The sequence below is a fragment of the Microvirga sp. genome (assembly GCF_014699075.1).
In the GTDB taxonomy this organism is placed as follows: domain Bacteria; phylum Pseudomonadota; class Alphaproteobacteria; order Rhizobiales; family Beijerinckiaceae; genus Microvirga.
On the sequence record NZ_JACXAB010000042.1, the window covers coordinates 13638 to 34473 of the forward strand.

General features: G+C 62.3%; 22 protein-coding genes. 11 read left to right on the forward strand and 11 right to left on the reverse strand.

Annotation, left to right across the window (positions count from 1 at the left end; genetic code table 11):
• Window position 1: 1 nt before the first annotated feature.
• The 7 genes from pcaF to pcaD are packed head-to-tail and all read right to left on the reverse strand — an operon-like array spanning window position 2 to window position 5466.
• Complete coding sequence (gene pcaF / locus IC232_RS26130; RefSeq protein WP_190847884.1) at window positions 2-1207, reverse strand: 3-oxoadipyl-CoA thiolase; 1206 nt, start codon at window positions 1205-1207, stop codon at window positions 2-4.
• Between the two features lies 1 nt (window position 1208).
• Window positions 1209-1997 carry a CoA-transferase subunit beta gene (locus tag IC232_RS26135; protein WP_190847885.1) on the reverse strand — a complete coding sequence of 263 codons (789 nt, stop codon included), beginning with the start codon at window positions 1995-1997 and terminating at the stop codon, window positions 1209-1211.
• Window positions 1998-1999: 2 nt separating this feature from the next.
• The gene (locus IC232_RS26140) at window positions 2000-2845 is read right to left on the reverse strand and encodes a CoA transferase subunit A (RefSeq protein ID WP_190847886.1); all 846 of its coding nucleotides are present in this window, start codon (window positions 2843-2845) and stop codon (window positions 2000-2002) included.
• A gap of 21 nt (window positions 2846-2866) precedes the next feature.
• Window positions 2867-3493 (reverse strand): protocatechuate 3,4-dioxygenase subunit alpha, encoded by a 627-nt coding sequence (gene pcaG, locus IC232_RS26145; protein WP_190847887.1) that lies wholly within the window; start codon window positions 3491-3493, stop codon window positions 2867-2869.
• A complete protein-coding gene (pcaH, locus tag IC232_RS26150) occupies window positions 3493-4218 on the reverse strand; it encodes a protocatechuate 3,4-dioxygenase subunit beta (protein ID WP_190847888.1) in 726 nt (241 codons plus the stop codon). The genes pcaG and pcaH overlap by 1 nt, the downstream gene beginning before the upstream one ends.
• Window positions 4219-4271: 53 nt before the next feature.
• A complete protein-coding gene (pcaC, locus tag IC232_RS26155; protein ID WP_190847906.1) occupies window positions 4272-4640 on the reverse strand; it encodes a 4-carboxymuconolactone decarboxylase in 369 nt (122 codons plus the stop codon).
• Between the two features lie 31 nt (window positions 4641-4671).
• Window positions 4672-5466, reverse strand: coding sequence for a 3-oxoadipate enol-lactonase (pcaD, locus tag IC232_RS26160; RefSeq protein WP_190847889.1), 795 nt, complete (start codon window positions 5464-5466; stop codon window positions 4672-4674).
• Window positions 5467-5629: 163 nt separating this feature from the next.
• Between pcaD and IC232_RS26165 the strand changes: the two genes are divergently transcribed.
• Window positions 5630-6412, forward strand: a complete 783-nt coding sequence (locus tag IC232_RS26165; RefSeq protein ID WP_190847890.1) for an IclR family transcriptional regulator — start codon at window positions 5630-5632, stop codon at window positions 6410-6412.
• On the opposite strand, the gene IC232_RS26170 is transcribed toward IC232_RS26165, so the two are convergent.
• Complete coding sequence (locus tag IC232_RS26170) at window positions 6400-7248, reverse strand: 3-keto-5-aminohexanoate cleavage protein (RefSeq protein ID WP_190847891.1); 849 nt, start codon at window positions 7246-7248, stop codon at window positions 6400-6402. The genes IC232_RS26165 and IC232_RS26170 overlap by 13 nt on opposite strands.
• A gap of 196 nt (window positions 7249-7444) precedes the next feature.
• Here IC232_RS26170 and ccoN point away from each other — a divergent pair, with 196 nt between their 5' ends.
• The 10 genes from ccoN to IC232_RS26220 all read left to right on the forward strand — a co-directional run bounded on the left by ccoN (window position 7445) and on the right by IC232_RS26220 (window position 17364).
• Window positions 7445-9109 carry a cytochrome-c oxidase, cbb3-type subunit I gene (gene ccoN, locus IC232_RS26175; RefSeq protein WP_190847892.1) on the forward strand — a complete coding sequence of 555 codons (1665 nt, stop codon included), beginning with the start codon at window positions 7445-7447 and terminating at the stop codon, window positions 9107-9109.
• Window positions 9110-9120: 11 nt separating this feature from the next.
• Window positions 9121-9855: a cytochrome-c oxidase, cbb3-type subunit II gene (gene ccoO / locus IC232_RS26180; RefSeq protein WP_190847893.1), complete on the forward strand. Its 735-nt coding sequence runs from the start codon at window positions 9121-9123 to the stop codon at window positions 9853-9855.
• A gap of 12 nt (window positions 9856-9867) precedes the next feature.
• Complete coding sequence (locus IC232_RS26185) at window positions 9868-10023, forward strand: cbb3-type cytochrome c oxidase subunit 3 (RefSeq protein WP_190847894.1); 156 nt, start codon at window positions 9868-9870, stop codon at window positions 10021-10023.
• 4 nt (window positions 10024-10027) lie between these two features.
• On the forward strand, window positions 10028-10912 hold the full coding sequence (gene ccoP, locus IC232_RS26190) for a cytochrome-c oxidase, cbb3-type subunit III (protein WP_190847895.1): 885 nt from the start codon (window positions 10028-10030) through the stop codon (window positions 10910-10912).
• A 133-nt stretch (window positions 10913-11045) separates the two neighbouring features.
• Window positions 11046-12509, forward strand: a complete 1464-nt coding sequence (gene ccoG, locus IC232_RS26195) for a cytochrome c oxidase accessory protein CcoG (RefSeq protein ID WP_190847896.1) — start codon at window positions 11046-11048, stop codon at window positions 12507-12509.
• Window positions 12510-12519: 10 nt separating this feature from the next.
• Entirely contained in the window at window positions 12520-13017 is a 498-nt protein-coding gene (locus IC232_RS26200; protein ID WP_246812418.1) for a FixH family protein, read from the forward strand.
• Between the two features lie 12 nt (window positions 13018-13029).
• Entirely contained in the window at window positions 13030-15273 is a 2244-nt protein-coding gene (locus tag IC232_RS26205) for a heavy metal translocating P-type ATPase (protein WP_190847898.1), read from the forward strand.
• A gap of 4 nt (window positions 15274-15277) precedes the next feature.
• Window positions 15278-15427 carry a cbb3-type cytochrome oxidase assembly protein CcoS gene (ccoS, locus tag IC232_RS26210; RefSeq protein WP_190847899.1) on the forward strand — a complete coding sequence of 50 codons (150 nt, stop codon included), beginning with the start codon at window positions 15278-15280 and terminating at the stop codon, window positions 15425-15427.
• Window positions 15424-16539, forward strand: coding sequence for a hypothetical protein (locus IC232_RS26215; RefSeq protein WP_190847900.1), 1116 nt, complete (start codon window positions 15424-15426; stop codon window positions 16537-16539). Before ccoS ends, IC232_RS26215 begins: the two co-directional genes overlap by 4 nt.
• A gap of 138 nt (window positions 16540-16677) precedes the next feature.
• A complete protein-coding gene (locus IC232_RS26220; RefSeq protein WP_190847901.1) occupies window positions 16678-17364 on the forward strand; it encodes a helix-turn-helix domain-containing protein in 687 nt (228 codons plus the stop codon).
• A gap of 163 nt (window positions 17365-17527) precedes the next feature.
• Here IC232_RS26220 and IC232_RS26225 read toward each other — a convergent pair whose 3' ends face one another.
• The 3 genes from IC232_RS26225 to IC232_RS26235 form a co-directional block, all read right to left on the reverse strand.
• Complete coding sequence (locus tag IC232_RS26225; protein WP_190847902.1) at window positions 17528-17896, reverse strand: response regulator transcription factor; 369 nt, start codon at window positions 17894-17896, stop codon at window positions 17528-17530.
• Between the two features lie 111 nt (window positions 17897-18007).
• On the reverse strand, window positions 18008-18619 hold the full coding sequence (gene fixJ, locus IC232_RS26230) for a response regulator FixJ (RefSeq protein WP_190847903.1): 612 nt from the start codon (window positions 18617-18619) through the stop codon (window positions 18008-18010).
• The gene (locus tag IC232_RS26235) at window positions 18609-20147 is read right to left on the reverse strand and encodes a PAS domain S-box protein (protein ID WP_190847904.1); all 1539 of its coding nucleotides are present in this window, start codon (window positions 20145-20147) and stop codon (window positions 18609-18611) included. The genes fixJ and IC232_RS26235 overlap by 11 nt, the downstream gene beginning before the upstream one ends.
• Window positions 20148-20836: the final 689 nt, after the last annotated feature.

The window sequence follows — 20836 nt, forward strand, 5'->3', positions numbered from 1 at the left end:
CTTAAACAGCCTCGAGAGCGATGGAAATGCCCTGGCCTACGCCAACACACATGGTGGCCAAGGCGCGCTTCTTGCCTCGGAGCTTCAACTCGAGCGCAGCCGTCCCGGTGATGCGGGCGCCGGACATGCCGAGCGGGTGCCCGAGCGCAATGGCGCCACCGTTCGCGTTCACGTGCTCCGCATCTTCCGGGATGCCGAGTTCGCGAAGAACGGCAAGACCTTGGCTAGCAAAGGCCTCGTTCAGTTCCACCACGTCGAAGTCCGTAGGTTTGAGGCCGAGGCGGGCGCAGAGCTTCTTGGTGGACGGCGCCGGTCCGATGCCCATGATCCGCGGCGGCACACCGGCTGTTGCCCCGCCGAGCACGCGGGCGATGGGCTCAAGACCATACTTCCTGACCGCCTCCTCTGACGCGACGATCAAGGCGGCCGAGCCGTCATTGACGCCCGAGGCGTTGCCGGCCGTCACCGTGCCGTCCTTACGGAACGGCGTGGGCAGCTTCGCCAACTGCTCCAGCGTAGTGTCTCCGCGCGGGTGCTCGTCCTTGTCCACAATGACCGGATCGCCCCTCCGCTTAGGGATTGTGACCGGCACGATCTCCTGCGCCAAGCGTCCATTGGCCTGTGCGGCAGCAGCCTTTTTCTGCGAGCGCAGGGCGAAGGCGTCCTGATCCTCACGGGAGACGCCGAAATCCGCCGCCACGTTCTCGCCGGTCTCCGGCATGGAGTCGATGCCGTATTGCTGCTTCATCAATGGGTTGACGAAGCGCCAGCCGATGGTCGTGTCGAAGATCTCGGCATTGCGGGAAAAGGCCGTGTCGGCTTTGGGCATCACGAAGGGTGCGCGGGACATGGATTCCACGCCGCCGGCAATCATCATTTCAGCTTCGCCCGCCTTGATGGCGCGGGCCGCGGCGATCACCGCATCCATGCCGGAGCCGCAGAGGCGATTGATGGTGGTGCCCGGAATGGAGCCGGGCAGGCCTGCCAGCAGCACGGCCATGCGGGCCACGTTGCGGTTGTCCTCGCCCGCCTGGTTGGCGCAGCCATAGAACACGTCCTCGACAGCCTCGAAGTCCATGTTCGGGTGGCGCTCCATCAGAGCCCTCAGCGGAACCGCTGCAAGATCGTCCGCACGGACACTCGAAAGAGAGCCGCCATAGCGGCCGATGGGCGTGCGTACATAGGCGCAAACATAGGCTTCACGCATCTCAATTCCCCTTCTTGCCGCCATGCGCCAGCTCGGTTCTGGCCTGAAGCTCGCGCAGGGTGGTGATTTCGAGTTCTGAGGGCGGTGGCGTTTCCTCCAACCGCTCGGAGAAGCGCACCTTCCAGCCGCAGGTGTCCTGGATCCTGTCTCTTGTCACGCCGCGATGCATGGAGATAACGGTGAATTCCTTAGTCTCGGGATCAGGCTTCCAGATGGCCAGATCCGTGATCAGAAGCGTCGGGCCCTTGGTGGTGATGCCGAGGCGCTCGCGGTGGTTGCCGCCTTCCCCATGGCCGAACGAGGTGTAGAAATCGATTTTCTCCACCATGCCGCGGGTCGCCTGCTTCATGGTGATGAAGACCTCCTGGCAGGAGGTGGCGATCTCGGGCGCGCCGCCGCCGCCGGGCAGGCGCACCTGAGGCTTATGGTAATCCCCAATCACCGTGGTGTTGATATTGCCGAAGCGGTCGAGCTGGGCAGCGCCCAAAAATCCAATAGAGATGCGCCCGCCCTGGAGCCAGTAGCGGAACATCTCCGGCACCGACACGGTGGTCACGGCCGTCTCGCACAGCACGCCGTCTCCGATGGAGAGGGGCAGCACATCCGGCGCGGTGCCGATGGTGCCGCTCTCGTAGATCAGGGTGATGTCGGGCGCATGCGTCAGCCGAGCCACGTTGCAGGCAGCCGAGGGCGCGCCGATCCCGACGAAGCAGACATCGTCGTTGGACAGGGCGCGGGCTGCCGCGATGGTCATCATTTCATTGGGCGTGAAGTCGGAAAGGTTCGTCATGGTTACAGTCCCTTCACGCGCGCGGCGAAGACGTCAGGGCCGGCATCGAGCACGTTCTCTCTCATCCAGGCGGTGAAGAGATCGCGGTCGGCGGAGATCTTGTCCCATTCGAGATAGGCGGCGTTGTCCCGGTCGTAACAGCCGTGGGTGTAGGACGGATGTGCCCCGCCCGGAACGTGGGCAATGGACGTGACGGTCCAGTGCGGCAGCACGCACAGGTTCGGATGAAGATCGTCAAAGTCTTCCACGATCTCCTCGACGGTGACCACGGAGCGCCTGGAGGCCAACACCGCCTCTTTCTGCACGCCGACGATACCCTCAACCAGCACATCGCCACGCTTGTTCGCCTTCTGGGCATGGATGAAGGCCACATCGGGCCGGTGGGCCGGCACAGCCGCGAGCTCCTCGCCCGTGAACGGGCAGGTGATGCTCTTGATCATTGGGTTGACGTCCTTCAAGCCCGCGCCGCGGTATCCGCGGAACACAGCGCAGGGAAGGCCCGCGGCCCCGGCCTCGTAGGCGTTGGCCATGGCCGCATGGCTGTGCTCCTCCGTCTCAATGGCGCGGGGCCAATTGTTCTCGATGGCGTCCCGCATGCGGCGCAGCAGGCCCACGCCCGGATTGCCCGCATAGGAGAAGATCACCTTCTTGGCCAAGCCCATGCCGATCAGCTGGTCGTAGATGATGTCGGGGGTCATGCGGATCAGCGTCAGGTCCTTGCGGCCCTGGCGGATCACCTCATGGGCTGCCGCATGGGGGATGAGATGGGTGAAACCCTCGAACGCGACGGTGTCGCCGTCGCGCAGGTTCTCAGTAACAGCCTCCTTGAGGCTCTGAAACTTGGCCATGATGCGCTTTCAGGTCGATGATCAGATGTCGAAGAAGACTGTTTCCTTCTCACCCTGGATATGGATGTCGAAGGTATAGGTCGGCAGCCCGTTCTCCTCAGCCCTTGTGGCGATCAGGGTCGGCACTCGCGCCTTGTGGGCGATCCTGGCAAGGACCGGGCATTCGGCGTTGGCGACCTCCTCGTCGCTGAAATACAGGCGGGTGTGCAGGCCGGTATTGATGCCGCGGGCGACGATCCAGACCGTGATGTGCGGCGCCATCAGGCGACCGTCCTTGTAGGGAACGCGGCCGGGCTTGATGGTCTCGAAGCGGTATTCTCCGGTAGCGCCGTCGGCAGGCTGCCGGCCCCAGCCGACGAAGTTCGGATCGGCCTTGCCACGCTTCTCCTGCGGACTGTTGTAGAGCCCATCGGCATCGGCCTGCCAGATTTCGATGAGCGCATCCTTCAACGTATCGCCGGCGCCATCGAACACGCGGCCCCTGATGACGATGCGCTCGCCCTTGGTTTCAGGGCCGACCAGAACGAGACCGAGATCCTCCTGCCAGACGCCCGTGATCTCGACCCAGTTCGGGTTCGTGCCGATGTGCACGTAGGGACCTGCCGTCTGGGACGGGGATTCCTTCAGGAGGTGCAATTTCTGAACCATCAATTCCCCTCCATGCGGTTCTCGAACATGGTCGAGCGGCGGCCGCGCAGGACGATGTCGAACTTATAAGCGAGAGCGTCCATCGGCAGCGTATTCTGCCGGTCGAGAGCGGCGATCAGCTGCTCGATGGCGGCTTTATCAGGGATTGTCGCCACAATCGGGTCTTGCCAGATCATCGGATCGCCCTCGAAATACATCTGGGTGATCAGCCGCTGCGCGAAAGCATGGCCGAAAACCGAGAAATGGATATGGGCAGGGCGCCAGTCGTTAACGCCGTTCGGCCAAGGGTACGCGCCGGGCTTGATGGTCCGGAACCAGTAGCGCCCCTCCTCGTCGGTGATCACCCGACCGCAGCCGCCGAAGTTCGGGTCGATAGCCGCGAGATAGGTTTCCTTCTTGTGGCGATAGCGTCCGCCCGCATTGGCCTGCCAGAACTCCAGGAGGGCGCCAGGCACGGGCCGGGCATTCTCATCGAGCACGCGACCGTAGACGACGATCCTCTGGCCGATGGGGTCGCCGGTCTTGGCGAAGTTGCGCAGCAGATCGTTATCCAGCGGCCCGATTCTATCATGTCCGAAGACAGGTCCGGTGAGCTCCGAAATCGTGTTTTCCAGCGATAGAAGCGGCTGCTGAGGCGAACGCAGGATCGATGTCTTGTAGGACGGCGTGAAAGCTGGCGGATGCCAGTTCCGGTCGCGTTGGTAGAAAGACCCGTTATCCGTCATGTTTCCTCCTGTCGAACCGCGCCTCGGGACGGCGCACGTTCTATCCGTCCGGGCTATTGGCCCGGCTCCGGAGCGGCTTCCATTTCCGCAAATGTTTTCTTGACGATCTTGATGGCGTGGTTGGCTGCTGGAACGCCGGCGTAGACGGCGACATGCATCAGCGCTTCCTTGATGTCTTCCTTCGTAGCGCCCGTGTTTCTGGTGGCGCGGACATGCATCGCCACCTCATCATCCTGGCCTAAGGCGGCGAGGAGCGCGATGGTCACGATGGAGCGCTCCCGTTTGGTGAAATGCGGCCGCGACCAGACAGAACCCCAGGCGCCCTCGGTGATGAAGGTCTGAAAGTCCGCGTCGAAATCCGTCATCTGGGCCGTCGCACGGTCGACATGGGCGTCGCCCAGCACCTGGCGGCGGACCGCCATACCTGCCTTGTAGCGTTCGCTCTCGCTGTTCTCAGACAAGGCCCGCCTCCTTGAGATGCTGCTTGATGAGCCCCGACAGTTCGGTGGGCTTCTCGACACAGGGAATGTGCCCTGCCCCTGCGATGAGTGCAAACCGGGCGCCTGGGATGATATCGGCCGTTCCCTTCACGACGTCGGCCGGCGTCGACCCGTCCTGATCGCCTGCCACGCAGAGAGTCGGCATTGCAATCCGGCTTGCATCCGGCCTCAGATCCGCATCGCGGATCGCTGCACAGGTGCCTGCATAGCCATGGGTTGGGGTGCGGACCAGCATGTTGCGCCAGCCGGCGAGTTCATCGGCCCGTGTCTCGCGGAACAGCGGCGTGAACCAGCGCTGGAGGACGACGTCGGCGATGGGCTCGATGCCGCCGGTCTCGACAGCGCCGATACGGTCTGCCCAGAGTTCGGCAGTGCCGATCTTCGCGGCCGTGCAGCAGAGGGTGATGGACTGTACCCGCTCGGGCGCTCGCACGGCCATACGCTGCGCGATCATGCCACCGACTGAAAGCCCGACGAGGGATGTCTTCTCAGTGCCGAGATGATCGAGGAGTGAGAGGAGATCGTCCGTGTGATCGTCGATGCTGTACGGCGCTGCCGGCGCGTCGGAGAGGCCATGTCCCCGCTTGTCGTAAAAGATGACCCGAAACCGCTCGGTGAACGCTGGAGCGACCTCCTGCCAGATCCGCAGATCGGTGCCGAGGGAGTTGATGAAGACGAGAGCCGGACCATCGGACGAACCGAGCACCTGGTAGTGAAGAACGATGCCGTTGACGCGTGCGAATGCCATTTTTCACCTCGACACGGCTCATCCCTAGCAGGGACCGGAGCCTCGCCCCAAAGTTTAACATTCTGTTCGCTATGCGAACATTGAATCTTATATCGCACATGTAGTACGGTTCAGGCATTGGGTGTCAAGGCTACCAAAGTCCACCGCACCGCCCGGAGCATCGATGCAAGATCAGCCGATTGAAGATGAGGGCGCTGCCGATCGTGACTTTGTTGCGAGTTTAGAGAAGGGTCTGCTGGTCATTGAAGCTTTCGATGCGAGCCGGCCTCGGCTCACCCTGTCCGATGTGGCAAAGCTGACCGGTATCACCCGAGCGGCTGCCCGACGGTACCTCCTGACGCTCACCAAGCTGGGCTATGCCGAGTTCGATGGGCGCTATTTCAGCCTCACCCCCCGGATCCTGCGCCTCGGCTATGCCTATTTGTCTTCAGCCTCCCTTTCGGCACAAGTACAGCCGCTCTTGGAGCGGATCTCCGAGGAGACGGGAGAGTCGAGTTCAGCCGCGATCCTCGATGGTGACGACATCGTCTATATCGCCCGTTCGGCTACACGCCGGATCATGTCGATTGGACTGGGGGTCGGAAGCCGCCTCCCCGCCCATTGCACCGCCCTGGGCCGTGCAATCCTGGCCTACCAGCCCGAGGATGCGCTCAGGGCATATCTGCAACGGATCCGGCTGGAGGCCCGCACGCCCAAGACCATCACGGACAAGGCCGCGTTTCAAGCTGCCCTCGATGCCACCCGCGCCAAAGGATACGCGATCGTCAACGAGGAACTCGAATACGGGCTTCGTTCCATAGCCGTTCCGGTTGTGCAGAAGACCGGCCGGGTGACCATCGCCCTGAACCTCAGTGCCCAGGCCGGACGGATCTCGGCCGAGGAGATGGAGGAGAGATTCCTGCCGCTTTTGAGGTCTGCCAGCGAGACGCTGCGCTACATGCTCTGAGGCGCCGCTATTGGGCGGCATCCGAGCAGCATGCGCGCCTCCTCGGTCGAGGCGACGCGATGCCCATGCCGCTCGACGGCAAGCACCGCATGCTCGACCAACTCAGCGTTGCTCCCTGCAAGCCGGTCTTTCGTGATGCGAATGTTGTCCTCAAGGCCCGTGCGGACAGCATCGGCGCCTCGGACTAGGGCCCAATCCATGACCTTGGCTTGGTGCCGGCCGATGCCCGCGGCCGTCCAGGTGCAGGTCGGGAACAGGTGTTTGGCCTCCTTCAGCAGAGTATCGAGCAGTCGCTCCTCGGCAGGCAGCGCGTTCTGCACACCCATGACAAACTGGATATGCGGCTGCTCGTCCAAGAGCCCCTTGTCGGCCAGCCGCCTTGCCCCGTGAAGGTGGGACAGGTCGAAGATCTCGATCTCCGGCCGGATCCCGAATTCCTTCATCTTTCCGGCCATGTCCTCAACGAGGCTCGTGTGGTTCTCGTAGACGATGGTCGGAAAGTTGACGGAGCCGGTCGACAGGGAGGCCATGTCCGGCCGCAGATAGAGGGCGCTGCTGCGCTGGGCGGGATCCCGCCCCCTCCCTCCGGTGGAGAACTGAACGATCATCCCGGGGCACTGCTCGGCGATCCCGGCCTGGACGGCCGCAAAACGCTCGGGATCAGATGACGGCGTCTCATCGTCGTTGCGCACATGGATATGGACCAGCGTCGCACCGACCTCATAGGCCTGACGGGTCGATTCAATCTGCTCGGCCGGTGTGATCGGCACGGCCGGATTGTCTTTCTTGCGCGGAACCGATCCGGTGATCGCGACGGCAATGACGACAGGTTTCACGCCCTTCCTCCGAACTCAAGCCCCGACACCTCATCAGCAGACATAGAGCGCCGGTGGTCGAAGGAGAACCGCCCGAGCAGAAGGAGGCGACGTTCGGGTTGATCTGCATCAATGCTCCTTTCCGCCCCACCCCCTAAAGGATTCTGCTGACGGTAAAGCTCCAGGCTTTGCCGATAATCTCAAAAGGTTGAAGCCTATGGCTCAAGCGGTAGCACCCTCAAAGGAAATGACCTTCGGCGAAGCAGGCTCAGCCCTTGCCTTCGCCGGATTGGCACTCCTCAGCATCATCATCGCGGCGAAGGCCTATACGCCTGAATACGCCTTTCATGCGTACCTTTTCGCGGCCGCCAGCGTCGCTGCCACGTTCGCGATTGTGAACCGATACTATGAACGGCCCGCTCAGCTGCCCCCGCAGACCATTGGCGGCAAGCCGAACTACAACATGGGGCCGGTCAAGTTCGCGACCATCGCGTCCGTAATCTGGGGCATCGCCGGCTTCACCATCGGCCTCCTGATCGCCCTCCAGCTGGCATTCCCGGCCCTCAACTTCGACACGTCCTGGCTGTCCTTCGGCCGGATGCGCCCGCTGCACACCTCTGCGGTGATCTTCGCCTTCGGCGGCAATGTGCTGATCGCCAGTTCCTTCTATGTGGTACAGCGCACCTGCCGCGCCCGCATGGTCGGCGACATCGCTCCCTGGTTCGTGGTGCTGGGCTACAACTTCTTCATCGTGATCGCCGGCACCGGCTACCTGCTCGGCATCACCCAAGGCAAGGAATATGCCGAGCCCGAGTGGTATGCCGACCTGTGGCTGACGATCGTCTGGGTCGCCTATCTCCTGGTCTTCCTCGGCACGGTCATGCGCCGCAAGGAGCCCCACATCTATGTGGCGAACTGGTTCTATCTCGCCTTCATCCTGACCATCGCGGTCCTCCACCTAGGCAACAACGCGACCATTCCCGTCTCGCTCTTCTCGCCCAAGAGCTACATCGTTTGGTCGGGCGTGCAGGATGCCCTGGTCCAGTGGTGGTACGGGCATAACGCGGTCGGCTTCTTCCTCACCGCCGGCTTCCTCGCCATCATGTACTACTTCATCCCGAAGCGGGCCGAGCGGCCGGTCTATTCCTACCGCCTCTCCATCATCCACTTCTGGTCGCTGATCTTCATGTACATCTGGGCAGGCCCGCACCACCTGCACTACACCGCCCTGCCCGACTGGGCGCAGACCCTCGGGATGGTGTTCTCGATCATGCTGTGGATGCCATCCTGGGGCGGCATGATCAATGGCCTCATGACCCTCTCGGGCGCCTGGGACAAGCTCCGCACCGATCCTGTGCTCCGGCTGATGGTTGTGTCGGTTGCTTTCTACGGCATGGCAACCTTCGAGGGCCCGCTCATGTCCGTGAAGGCCGTCAACTCCCTGTCGCATTACACCGACTGGACCATCGGCCACGTCCATGCCGGAGCCCTCGGCTGGGTCGCCTACATCTCCTTCGGCGCCATCTACTGCCTTGTTCCATGGTTGTGGAACAAGAAGGAACTCTACTCCATGAAGGCCGTCTCCTGGCACTTCTGGATCTCGACCCTCGGCATCGTCCTGTACATCTCATCGATGTGGGTTGCGGGCATCCTCCAGGGCCTCATGTGGCGCGCCTATACAGGCCTTGGCTTCCTTGAGTACTCGTTTATCGAGACGGTCGAGGCGATGCATCCCTTCTACGTCATCCGTGCACTCGGCGGCGCGCTCTTCGTGGCCGGCTCCCTGATTATGGCCTGGAATGTCTGGAAGACGATCTCGGCCGGACATGAAGCTGAGGAAGTGTCGCAAGCCACCCAGCCCGCGCTGATCGCTGCGGAGTAAAGGAAACGACCATGTCATTCTGGTCCCGTCACAAAATCTTCGAGACCAACTCGATCATCCTCGTCCTCGGCGTGCTGATCGTCATCTCGATCGGCGGTCTCGTGGAGATCGTGCCGCTCTTCTACCTGAAGAGCACCATCGAGAAGGTGGAGGGTATCCGGCCCTACACCCCCCTCGAACTCGCCGGCCGCAACATTTACGTGCGTGAAGGCTGCTACAACTGCCACAGCCAGATGGTTCGTCCTCTGCGTGACGAGGTCGAGCGCTATGGCCACTACTCCTTGGCGGCCGAGAGCATGTACGACCGGCCGTTCCAGTGGGGCTCCAAGCGCACCGGCCCTGATCTCGCCCGCCTCGGAAACAAGTATTCCGACGACTGGCACCGGGATCATCTGAAGGATCCGCGCGCGGTGGTGCCCGGCTCGATCATGCCGAGCTACCCCTGGCTCGAGCAGAACGAGCTTGATGCGAAGGCTATCGCCCAGGATCTGAAGGTGCAGGCGACTCTTGGAGTTCCCTACAGCGAAGAGATGGTCAGAAAGGCCGAAAACGACATCCGCACCCAAGCCAATGCGGACGATCCGAACATAGCCGATCTCGCCCGGCGCTATCCGAACGCTCAGTCGCGCAGTTTCGACGGCAACCCGCAGAAGGTCACCGAAGCGGACGCCCTGATTGCCTATCTGCAGATGCTCGGCACGCAGGTCGACTTCAAGCTCTACGACAACAAGGCCAACGTGCGCTGAGGACCGACGATCATGCCAGCCGCATACAAGTTCTTCGCTGAATTCGCCCAGACCTGGGGGCTCCTGTACTTCGTCGGGGTCTTCCTGACGGTGCTGGTCTACGCCCTCGCCCCTTCGCGGAAGGACCGCTTCGACGAGGCCTCCCGCATGCCTCTCCAGGAGGATTGATCCCATGGCTCATGAGTCTCACGAACAGGTCGACGCCGTCACGGGCGTCACCACAACGGGGCACACCTGGGACGACATCCAGGAGCTCAACAACCCATTGCCGCGCTGGTGGCTGTGGACCTTCTACGTGACCATTGTCTGGTCGGTGCTCTACGCCATCGCCTATCCGGCTATTCCCATGATGTCCTCCTACACCAAGGGTGTCCTCGGGTGGCAGTCGCGAGAGGCGGTCGAGGTCGATTTGGCTGCCCTCAAGCAGCAGCGATCCGGCATGACGGCAAAGCTTGCCGCCAGCTCGCTGGACCAGATTAAGCAGGATCCGGAAATGTTTGCCTTCGCGCGGGCCCAGGGCAAGGCCTCCTTCGGCGACAACTGCGCTCCCTGCCATGGAGCCGGTGGCGGCGGTGCCAAGGGTTACCCGAACCTGAACGACGACGACTGGCTCTGGGGCGGCTCGCTTGCCCAGGTCGAGCATACGATCCGCTTTGGGGCACGCTCCACCAACGACAAGGGCCATTCCGGCACCATGCCGGCCTTTGGCCGCGACGGCATGCTGAAGCGGGAGGAGATCTCCCATGTGGCGGATTACGTCCGCTCCCTGTCGGGGCTTCCCACGGACAAGACTGCTAACCTGAACGCCGGCGCCAAGGTCTATACCGACAACTGCGCCGCCTGCCATGGCGACAAGGGCCAGGGCATGCAGGAACTCGGCGCCCCGAACCTCTCGGACAAGATCTGGCTGTTCGGCTCCGAGAAGGCCACTATCGTGGAAGGTCTGAACAACGGCCGCGGCGGGGTGATGCCCACCTGGCACGGCCGCCTGGACGACACGACCATCAAGGCCCTCACACTCTACGTCCATTCGCTCGGGGGCGATCAGCGGCCCTGAGAAATCCGGGCCCTGCTGAATGGACGGGCGGCCGGAGGGTAACCTCCGGCCGCAGCTTGATTCAAATCAAGGCGCGACTGGCGCCTGCGTCGTATCCGTCGACATCGGTATTCTGATGACCGCGACGGATTCGATGGCTGACGTACCCCTTTCTCATCCTCTTGGAGCTGCCGCCTCGGACGAGGATGCGCCGCTCTATGCTCCGCGCAAGCAGATCTATCCGCAGGCCGTGAAGGGCCGCTACCGCACGATCAAGTGGGTTGTGCTCGCCATAACGCTCGGCATCTACTACTTCCTGCCCTTCATCCGCTGGGATCGCGGCCCCAACGCGCCGGACCAGGCCATTCTGGTCGACCTGGCCAACAGCCGCTTATATTTCTTCTTCATCGAGATCTGGCCCCAGGAGGTCTACTACCTCACCGGCCTTCTGGTTCTGGCCTCTCTCGTGCTCTTCCTGATGAATGCCGTGGCCGGCCGGGTCTGGTGCGGCTATCTCTGCCCCCAAACGGTCTGGACCGACCTGTTCTATGCGGTGGAGCGCTGGATCGAGGGCGGTCGCCGCGATCGGATGCGCAAAGACCAGCAGAAGCTCACCCTCAGGACAGCCGGGCAGAAGGGCCTGAAGCATTTCATCTGGCTCATGATCGCCTGGTGGACCGGCGGCGCCTGGGTTCTCTACTTCGCCGATGCGCCGACCCTCGTCTATGAGTTGGCGACCCTTCAGGCCCCGCTCCTTGCCTATACGTGGATCGGCATTCTTACCTTCACAACCTACACGCTCGCCGGATTCATGCGGGAGCAGGTCTGCACCTATATGTGTCCCTGGCCGCGCATCCAGGCTGCGCTCACGGACGAATACGCCCTGAACGTCACCTATCGCTACGACCGGGGCGAGCCGCGCGGTTCGGTGAAGAAGAACGAGGTGCTTAAGCTGCAGGGCCTGCCGGCCGGTGACTGCATCGACTGCAACCAATGCGTCAATGTCTGCCCCACCGGCGTCGATATCCGCAAAGGCTTGCAGCTCGACTGCATTCAGTGCGGGCTGTGCATGGATGCCTGCGACAACGTCATGGACAAGATCGGCCGGCCGCAGGGCCTGATCGCCTATGACACGGACATGAACGTCAAGGCCCGCATGGAGGGCCGGCCGGAGGTGCGCCGCATCGTGCGTGCCCGCACCATCTTCTATGCCGGTATCATCGCCCTGGTCGGGGCTATCATGATCACATCGCTGGCCCTGCGGCAGAACATCTACTTGAGCGTGATGCACGACCGGAACCCGCTCTTCGTGCGCCTCTCGGACGGATCGATCCGCAACGGCTTCACGATCCGGGTTGCCAACAAGCATCTCGACGAACGCCGCTATGCTCTCAGCGTCGAGGGGCTGGCTGACTCCAGGGTCGATGTCATTGGCGGTGAGGTCGACCCGCAGGGCCGCACCATCGTCACCGTTGGTCCTGATCAGACCCTGGAAGCTCGCGTGCTCGTGACGGACACGGCTTCCGCGGCTTCCTCCTCGACCGATCTCCAGTTCATCCTGACCGATCTCTCCAACGGCGACAAAGCCGCCACGAGCGATCACTTCAGGGCTCCTTAAGGAAATGCCCATGTCTGCCATCATCGCCAAAGGCCGTGCACCCAGGCCGATCACCGGACGCACGGTCCTGATCTACTTCCTCGGCTTTTTCGGCATCGTCTTCGCCATGAACTTCTACATGGTGCGAGTTGCCCTCTCGAGCTTCAGCGGTGTGGAGACGGAAAGCTCCTACAAGGCGGGGCTGTCATTTAAGAATGACATCGCCGCCGCCCAGGCTCAGGATGCGCGCCATTGGTCGGTCGAAGCTGCCCTCCAGCGCGGCGATATCCCCGACGTGATCATCACCGCGCGCGATGCCCAGGGACAGGCGCTGTCCGGCCTCGTCGCCGAGGTGCGCCTCGCCCATCCGACCGACAAACGTCGCGATCTGCTGGTGGAGTTCGTGGAATTGACCCCTGGCCAGTTTAAGAGCCTCACCCCCATGCCGAGAGGCCCGTGGGACCTCGTCATCGGTCTGAAGCGCGAGACGGAAATCGTCTTCCGTTCCAAGAGCCGCGTCTCGCTCTAAGGATCCCGTCCGATGGCCGAAACCCTCGACCTTTCCATCTACGTCAAGCGCCAGGATGACGGCACGGCCCATCTCGATCTCGCCATCGAGGGGATCGACTGCGCCGCCTGCATCGACGAGATCGAAGGCGGCCTGTGCCAGTTGCCCGGCGTGGTTGAAGCGCGGCTGAACTACACCAATCACCGGCTCGCCGTGGAATGGCGGGACGGGGAACTGTCCCCTGCCGCCGTCGTCGAGGAACTGCAGCGGCTCGGTTACAAGGCTCACCCTTTCCAGGCACGCCTCGTGGAGGAAGAGGAGACCCGTCGCGCCAAGTGGTTGCTGAAATGCCTAGCGGTGGCGGGATTTGCCTCCATGAACATCATGCTGCTGGCGGTGTCGGTCTGGTCCGGCAACGTGACCGACATCACGCCCGAGATCCGCGACTTCTTCCACTGGCTCGCCGCTCTCATTGCCCTGCCGGCCGTGGCCTATGCCGGCCAGCCGTTCTTTCAGAGCGCCATGGGCGCCCTGCGCAACGGCCGCACCAACATGGACGTGCCGATCGTCGTCGGCATCCTGCTGGCGCTTGGCATGTCCGTCGTGGAGACGGTCAACTCCGCCGAGCACACCTATTTCGACTCTGTGGTCATGCTGCTGTTCTTCCTGCTCTGCGGCCGCTACCTGGATCAGGCCATGCGCCGGAAGACCCGCGCGGTGGCGGGCAACCTCGCCTCTTACCGGGCCGAGGTTGCGCACAAGATCGAACCCAACGGTGAGGTCGTGCTCGTTCCGACCGCCGCCTTGAAGGCGGGCGACCGGGTTCTCGTCCGCCCCGGCGAGCGCGTTGCCGTTGATGGCGTCATCATCTCCGGCTCCTCCGAGATCGACGAGAGCCTCGTGACCGGCGAGACGGCCCATCGGGCCGTGAGGGCCGAAAGCCAAGTCTATGCCGGAAGCATGAATTACAACGGCACCCTGACCCTACACGTCACCGCGGCGGGCAAGGGCACGCTCCTCGACGAGGTCGAGCGCCTGCTCGGGAATGCAGCCGCAGCGAAGTCCCGCTACGTGCAGCTCGCGGACCGCGTAGCCAGGGTCTATGCTCCAATCGTGCACACGGCGGCAGCCCTTACGGCAATCGCCTGGATCGTGAGCGGCGCTTCGGTTCACGATGCGCTGATCACCGCCATCTCGGTGCTCATCATCACCTGCCCCTGCGCTCTTGCCCTTGCCGTGCCGGTGGTCCAGGTGGTTGCCTCCGGCGCCCTCTTCCGCGCCGGCGTGTTCCTCAACGCGGGCGATGCCTTCGAGCGGCTGGCCAAGGTGGACACCATCGTGTTCGATAAGACCGGCACCCTGACTCTGCCCACCATGAGCGTGGTCAATGCAGGTGACCTGGAACCCGCGCTCCTGCAGGCAGCCAGCCGTCTGGCTCTGTCGAGCCACCATCCGCTTGCCGCGGCTGTGGCGAAGATCGCCCAGGACCGGCGCCCCTATGAGGATGTCGTCGAGGAGCCCGGCCGAGGCGTGAGGGCCATTGTGAACGGCATCGAAATGCGGCTCGGCAGCCCTGCCTTCTGCGGCGCCGAGGACTTGGCGAAGGAAGCCGTGTCGCTCGATCCGACTGCATCCGCCATCGCTCTTTTGTGGGGTGACAAGCGCGCCTGCCTGCTGGTCCGCCAGGCCCTGCGCCCTGATGCCGTCGAGGTTGTGACGGGCCTGCAGCGGCGTGGCTTCGATTGCCGCATTCTCTCCGGTGATCGCCCCGAAGCCGTTGCTCCCATCGCGGCAGCTCTCGGGATTAAGATGTGGCGCGGCGGCTGCAAGCCTGCCGAAAAGATCGAGGCGCTCGAGGCTTTGAAAGTCGAAGGCCGAAAGGTGCTGATGGTGGGCGATGGCCTCAACGACGCTCCGGCGCTCGCCGCCGCACACGTGTCGCTTTCCCCGATCAGCGCCGCCGATCTGACCCAGGCTCAGGCCGATGCTGTCTTTCTCGGTGACAGGCTTGAGCCCGTGCAGAAAACGATCGAAATCTCCCGCCGCGCCCACAGCCTGATGCAGCAGAACCTTGGGATCGCGCTCGTCTACAACGTCATCGCGGTGCCGCTGGCCTTCTTCGGCTACGTCACTCCCCTGGTCGCGGCGCTCGCCATGTCCGGGTCTTCGAGCCTCGTGACTCTCAACGCTCTCCGAGCGCGGGGTCGCTCCCCCGTTCTGGCCCTGGCCGAGCACGCCACTTCCGCCGAACCAGTTCTGGCCCCTCAAGGAGCCTGATTTCATGGAAATTCTGATTTATCTCGTTCCCATGGCGCTGCTGCTCGGCTTGACCGGGCTTGCGGCATTCATGTGGTCGCTCAAGAACGGCCAGTATGACGACGTGCAGGGCGCCGCAGTGCGCGTCCTGTCCGATGACGATATCCACAAATGACATCCCTCGCCGCGATGCCCCGGGCGGGGCAGCTCGAATGCATCTGCGAACCGGGAGCCCTGGGTGAGCAGGCTGCTGACGGCCGGGGTACGGTCCTTCTAGCAACCGGCTTTGCTCTCTCGGTACTCGCCCAGGTTCTGACCCTTAGCATCCTGCCTCTGGCAGGCCTTTCACTGGCCCCCAGCCAGGGCTTGGCGAGCCTGCCCTATGCCGCCTTCTATATCGGTGCCGCCGTAGCCAGTCTTCCGGCTTCCGTCCTTCTGGATTCCTTCGGACGCCGCGCCGCCTTCTCACTGGGCGCGAGCCTCGGCGCTGCCGGCGGCATGGTGCTGGTGTGGGCTCTTGTCTCCACGCATTTCGGCGCCCTGGTGCTCGGCGCATTCTGGCTCGGCATCGCCGGCGGCTTCAGCCTCTTTTACCGCCATGCCGCCGTGCCGGTTGGCGGCAGTACCCCAACGGCGCTCCTCATCGTGTTCGGAGCCGCAACTCTGGCCGGACTGGCCGCCCCTAGCATCGCCAGTCTCGCTGAATCTGCGGCTGTAGCCCGTCCGTTCGTCGGCACGGCGGCAGCGGCAGCGCTCGCTCATGTCGCGTCACTCGCCGCGACGGCGGCTCTTCCTTATCAGCAGCGCCGGGAGCGCAAGAGCGAGGCTGCCGGCCTGCAAGGCTGGCGCTCGATCCTCTTTCCCACGGCAATCGGCACTGGAGGCTGGTTTGCCATGACGGCTTTGATGGGAGCCACTCCCATCGCGGTAATCGGATGTGCTCCATCGGAGGCTGTTGTCGGAGCTGTGGCATGGCACGTCATGGCAATGTATGCGCCATCCCTGATCCTGGCTGTCCTTCCCCAGGCCGCCCGCCCCCGCCTCCTGTCCGCCGCCGGCGGCCTTCTCCTTGCAACAGGCGCCCTTGCATTCGCATTGTCGAGTTCGGCCAGTGGCTTCTCGTCCTCTGCCGCTCTGGTGGGGATAGGATGGTCGCTGATCATGCTCGGCACCACCCTGTGGGTGAACGGCACAGGTCCAGTATCCCGATGGCTCCTTGGCATTCATGATGGTGCCCTCCTGACTGGAGCGGTACTGGGAGCCTTCGCGGCCAGCGCACTCGCGTGATGCCGCCAAGGAGGGAGGTGCTCGAATGGGCTGAGACCCACCTCCGGGAAACCCCTTAGGTATCAGACCTGAATTTTAGCCAGGCCGGTCCAGCAGTACTCATGATCCAACGTCACTTTGCGAGATCACGAGGGTTCGATGCAGACTGCGCTCCTCACCAAGGCTTCCCCGTCGGCCCTGCCTGTCTTCACCCTGGAAGCCCCGCAGTTCCGCAAGTCGGGTGATATTGCGGCTCCAGCCGTCGGCTCAGTCCACTCCTACGCCAAGGACGAGGAGATCTTCGCCGAAGGTGACCGTGCTGCCTATGTCTACAAAGTGCTCTCGGGCGTCGTCCGCACATCCAAGCTCCTGAGCGACGGCCGCCGCCAGATCGATGCCTTCCACTTGGCTGGCGATATCTTCGGCATTGAGGCTGGCGATGAGTATCGCTTCTGTGCCGAGTCAGTGGGCGAGTGCGTCGTCATCGCCTACCGGCGCGGCAATCTCGGCGCTCTGATGGGCAGCGACTCGCAACTCGCTCAGGACATGACAATGGGCATGATGCGCTCCCTCGTCCGGGCTCAAAATCATATGCTGCTGCTGGGCCGCAAGTCGGCTCTCGAGAAGATCGCGACTTTCCTCGTCGACATGGCGGAGCGCACCTCCGGTGACGATGCCCTCGACCTGCCCATGTCGCGCACCGACATCGCCGATCACCTGGGACTGACCATCGAGACGGTCTCCCGCTCTTTCACGCAACTCGAGCGCCAGGGAATTATTGAGCTCCCCTCCGCCCGTCATGTCGTGCTGAGCAACAAGGCGGCATTGGAGCGCCTGAACGCATGATGGAAGAGGCGTGGTCCTCACCACGCTTCACCGATACAAACAAGCTCACAGGCTCCGCGGCTATAAACGGCCGCGGAGCCTGTGAGCTTTTGTCATGTTCGGATTTCATACGGTAACCACCCCGCCGCTCCGGAGGGTGGTTAATCAGACCATTTTAGGAGAGTCACGCCAGAGCAGCATGAATGCTGTCGAGCAGCTCGCTGTCATGGAGCGGCTTCTCAAGCACCCTGCGAAATCCAGACTCCGCCGCCCGGCCATGAAGGTCGTCGCTGATCCGGGAAGCAATGAGGATTGCAGGGCTATCGATGTGGCGCTGCCGCAGCTTCGTGACGAGCTCGATGCCTGTCATTCCCGGCATGTTGTAATCGATGACGAAGCATCCATTCTGCGGCAGATCGGCCGCGGCCAGGAGTTCCGCGCCGTCCTTGAACAGCCGCACGGACAGGCCCTCAAGCTCCAGGGCAAACTTCAATGAGTTGCGGACCGCGGCATCGTCGTCCACGACGATGACCGGTCCCGTGAGCTGAGACATCGTTAAGAGCCTAACTGATCCTCGAATGCGGCCGGAACTGGATGCACTCGGCAGCACCCGCATTATGCACAAAGCAGGCTTATTCCCCATTCAGGAATATCCCTTAAGGAGCTAGCCTGCATGGATCAGCAGGGCCAGGCGGACGAGTTCCGACAGGCTCCGGGCCTGCATCTTGGCCATGACATTCGCCCGATAGATCTCCACCGTCCTCGGGCTGATGCCGAGATCGTAGGCGATGACCTTGTTGGCCTTGCCCGCCACGAGACCGTCGAGGACCTGCCGCTCTCTCTCGGAGAGCACCTCGAAGCGGGACTGGATCTGGGCAACCTGCGCATCCTGATGGCTGCTCTTCTCGTGCCGGGAGAGAGCCTCGCGCACGGTGGCCAGAAAGACTTCATCCCCGAACGGCTTCTCGAGAAAATCGATGGCCCCCTCCTTCATGGCCTCGACCGCCATGGGAACGTCGGCATGACCTGTGATGACGATGACCGGCAGTGTAATGCCCCTCTCCTTCAGGCGCCGGATGAGCTCAATGCCGTCGATGCCGGGCATTCGCACATCCGTGACGATGCATCCCGCTTCCGCGCTCACCACCTCGTCGAGGAAGGCCGAGGCCGATTCATGCAGGCGCACGGGAAGGCCTTCCGATGCCAGAAGGAAGGCCAGAGACTTCCGAACGGCAACGTCATCGTCAACCACGTGCACGGCCACCTCACTCGGCATTCGCCATCTCCTCTCGCTTGATCGTCCTGAGGGTGAAATGGAAGGTCGTCCCCTCACCTTGCTTCGAATCTGCCCATATCTTCCCGCCATGCGACTCCACAATCGTCCGGCAGATCGACAGGCCGACGCCCATTCCGTGCTTCTTGGTGGTCACGAAGGGCTGGAACAACTGTGCCGCAATTTCAGGGACGAGCCCTGGACCGGTATCCTCCACGCTCAGCACAACATAGCCATCATCGGCCAGCGCAGTCGCAATCTTCAGCTCCCGGCGCCTGCTCTCCTGCATGGCCTCAATGGCATTTCGGATTAGGTTGAGCAGAACCTGCTGAACCTGGATCCGATCAGCCAGCACATAGGGGGCCTCCGGGTCGAATTGGAACATGACCCGTACACCCTGTTCCTTGGCCCCTACGAGGGCAAGTGCGCTTGCCTCCTCGATAAGCTTGGGCAGGTTCTCGATATGACGCTCGCTCTCGCCACGGGAGACGAACTCGCGCAGATGCCGGATCACCTGCCCTGCTCTCAAGGCCTGCTCGCCAGCTTCGTTGACTGCATCCCGCAGCATGGGAACCGCGTCTCCCTCCATACGCTCGAGAATACGTCGGCACCCCTTGAGATAGTTTGTGATCGCCGTCAGGGGTTGGTTGATTTCGTGCGCCAGGGTCGATGCCATTTCACCCAATGCCGTGAAGCGGGACATATGGACGAGTTCGGACTGGAGTTCCTGCAGCCGCGTTTCCGTCTGCTGTCGCTCGGTCAGATCCCGGATGAACCCTGTAAAGTAGCGGATGCCTCCCGAGCGCATCTCCCCCACGGCCAGTTCCATTGGGAAGGTGGAGCCATCCTTGCGTTGTCCGACAACAACACGCCCGATCCCGATGATCCGCCTTTCCCCTGTCGTCAGATAACGATTCATGTAGCTGTCGTGCTGTTCTCGATAAGGGTTCGGCATGAGTATCTTGATGTTCTCGCCAATCACCTCCTCCGGCTCGTAGCCGAAGAGACGAACCGCCGTTGCGCTGAACGACTGGATTCGAGCCTGCTCGTCGATGACGACCATAGCGTCCGGAACAGTCTCCAGGATGGACCGCAGATGGGCTTCCCGTGTTCTCAAAGATTCCTCTGCTGTGATCCACTCCGTTATATCGCGGGTGACCATGGCAAAGCCGCCGCTCGCGGTGTCCGGACCTGTTACCGGAGTGATCGTAATCCTGGCCATAAAGGTGGAGCCGTCTTTGCGAGATCTTAGTTCTTGCGCTTCGTAGCGTCCCTTTTCCCGCACCAGTTGGAGTCCCTGAGACAGTCGCTCAAGCGCTGAGTTGTCAGATAGAGAGAGAAGGGTGACTGGCTTCCCGACAACCTCGTCCCTGCTCCAGCCGTAAATCAGCTCCGCTCCCCTGTTCCAACTCACAATGGTCCCGCTCGGATCGAGGACGACGAGAGCGATGTCCGTAACCGCATCAACGAGTAATTCGGCGGTTCGCCCATGCAGTAAGGGCTGATCGGACGGGAAAGCTGTATGTGTCAATGAAGCCTCATCTCACACGAAACTCGGTATAACTCCCTGTCTGCCGTCAGGCAGCGGTAGCACTCTCGTTCCTATAGCACACCTCCTATATCAACACCGCTGCGCATCAGCACTGACGGCGCGCTCACCCTTGCCAACATGCCCATAAAGCATTGCTCTGGTGTCGCGTCTTGCAGTTCCAGAAAGAAACACCATATCCTCTCAGCAGGTTTCACCTGAAATTCCCTACATTCTCAAGCTGCGTTCAGGTGGTGCAACAAACCTCTTGCAAAAAGTCTGGGTATGTTTATATCGGCGCTTCCTTTGGGCTGTTTGGGTCTGAGGGGGTTCTTTTTCCCTGCATGGCGGGTTTGGTGTGGTCTGGAGCGTGAGCTTCGGCTCTCCTTTGCTGTGCGGGCGGCCTGGAGGGTTGTCCTTTGGGTGTGTCCAAGAGCTCTGGCGGTTCGATAGGTTCGGATCTGTCTGGTTTGGCTCCTCTGGCGGTTCTTGTCCGGCATGGGCTGCGGGTTTATGGCCTGGCAGCAAGGTCAACGCGGAAATGATCTCATTTCTGTGAACGGCAATGCTGCGCCTGTACTTGTGCAGCGGCAGTTTTGTTTTGACGAGAGCTTACAAATTCTTGTTGAATGCTGTTGACACCGGGCCGGGCATTGACTAGATAGGGTTCATCGACGGCGGCCACTGTGGTG

Coding starts and splice junctions, on each gene's coding strand:
- pcaH (WP_190847888.1), bottom strand. CDS start 4,218: ATGACGGATAACGGGTCTTTCTACCAACGCGACCGGAACTGGCATCCG.
- IC232_RS26185 (WP_190847894.1), top strand. CDS start 9,868: ATGCCAGCCGCATACAAGTTCTTCGCTGAATTCGCCCAGACCTGGGGG.
- IC232_RS26205 (WP_190847898.1), top strand. CDS start 13,030: ATGGCCGAAACCCTCGACCTTTCCATCTACGTCAAGCGCCAGGATGAC.
- fixJ (WP_190847903.1), bottom strand. CDS start 18,619: ATGCCGAGTGAGGTGGCCGTGCACGTGGTTGACGATGACGTTGCCGTT.
- IC232_RS26215 (WP_190847900.1), top strand. CDS start 15,424: ATGACATCCCTCGCCGCGATGCCCCGGGCGGGGCAGCTCGAATGCATC.
- IC232_RS26135 (WP_190847885.1), bottom strand. CDS start 1,997: ATGACGAACCTTTCCGACTTCACGCCCAATGAAATGATGACCATCGCG.
- ccoP (WP_190847895.1), top strand. CDS start 10,028: ATGGCTCATGAGTCTCACGAACAGGTCGACGCCGTCACGGGCGTCACC.
- ccoN (WP_190847892.1), top strand. CDS start 7,445: ATGGCTCAAGCGGTAGCACCCTCAAAGGAAATGACCTTCGGCGAAGCA.
- pcaF (WP_190847884.1), bottom strand. CDS start 1,207: ATGCGTGAAGCCTATGTTTGCGCCTATGTACGCACGCCCATCGGCCGC.
- pcaD (WP_190847889.1), bottom strand. CDS start 5,466: ATGGCATTCGCACGCGTCAACGGCATCGTTCTTCACTACCAGGTGCTC.
- IC232_RS26140 (WP_190847886.1), bottom strand. CDS start 2,845: ATGGCCAAGTTTCAGAGCCTCAAGGAGGCTGTTACTGAGAACCTGCGC.
- IC232_RS26225 (WP_190847902.1), bottom strand. CDS start 17,896: ATGTCTCAGCTCACGGGACCGGTCATCGTCGTGGACGACGATGCCGCG.
- pcaC (WP_190847906.1), bottom strand. CDS start 4,640: ATGGCGGTCCGCCGCCAGGTGCTGGGCGACGCCCATGTCGACCGTGCG.
- ccoO (WP_190847893.1), top strand. CDS start 9,121: ATGTCATTCTGGTCCCGTCACAAAATCTTCGAGACCAACTCGATCATC.
- IC232_RS26165 (WP_190847890.1), top strand. CDS start 5,630: ATGCAAGATCAGCCGATTGAAGATGAGGGCGCTGCCGATCGTGACTTT.
- pcaG (WP_190847887.1), bottom strand. CDS start 3,493: ATGGTTCAGAAATTGCACCTCCTGAAGGAATCCCCGTCCCAGACGGCA.
- ccoG (WP_190847896.1), top strand. CDS start 11,046: ATGGCTGACGTACCCCTTTCTCATCCTCTTGGAGCTGCCGCCTCGGAC.
- IC232_RS26200 (WP_246812418.1), top strand. CDS start 12,520: ATGTCTGCCATCATCGCCAAAGGCCGTGCACCCAGGCCGATCACCGGA.
- ccoS (WP_190847899.1), top strand. CDS start 15,278: ATGGAAATTCTGATTTATCTCGTTCCCATGGCGCTGCTGCTCGGCTTG.
- IC232_RS26220 (WP_190847901.1), top strand. CDS start 16,678: ATGCAGACTGCGCTCCTCACCAAGGCTTCCCCGTCGGCCCTGCCTGTC.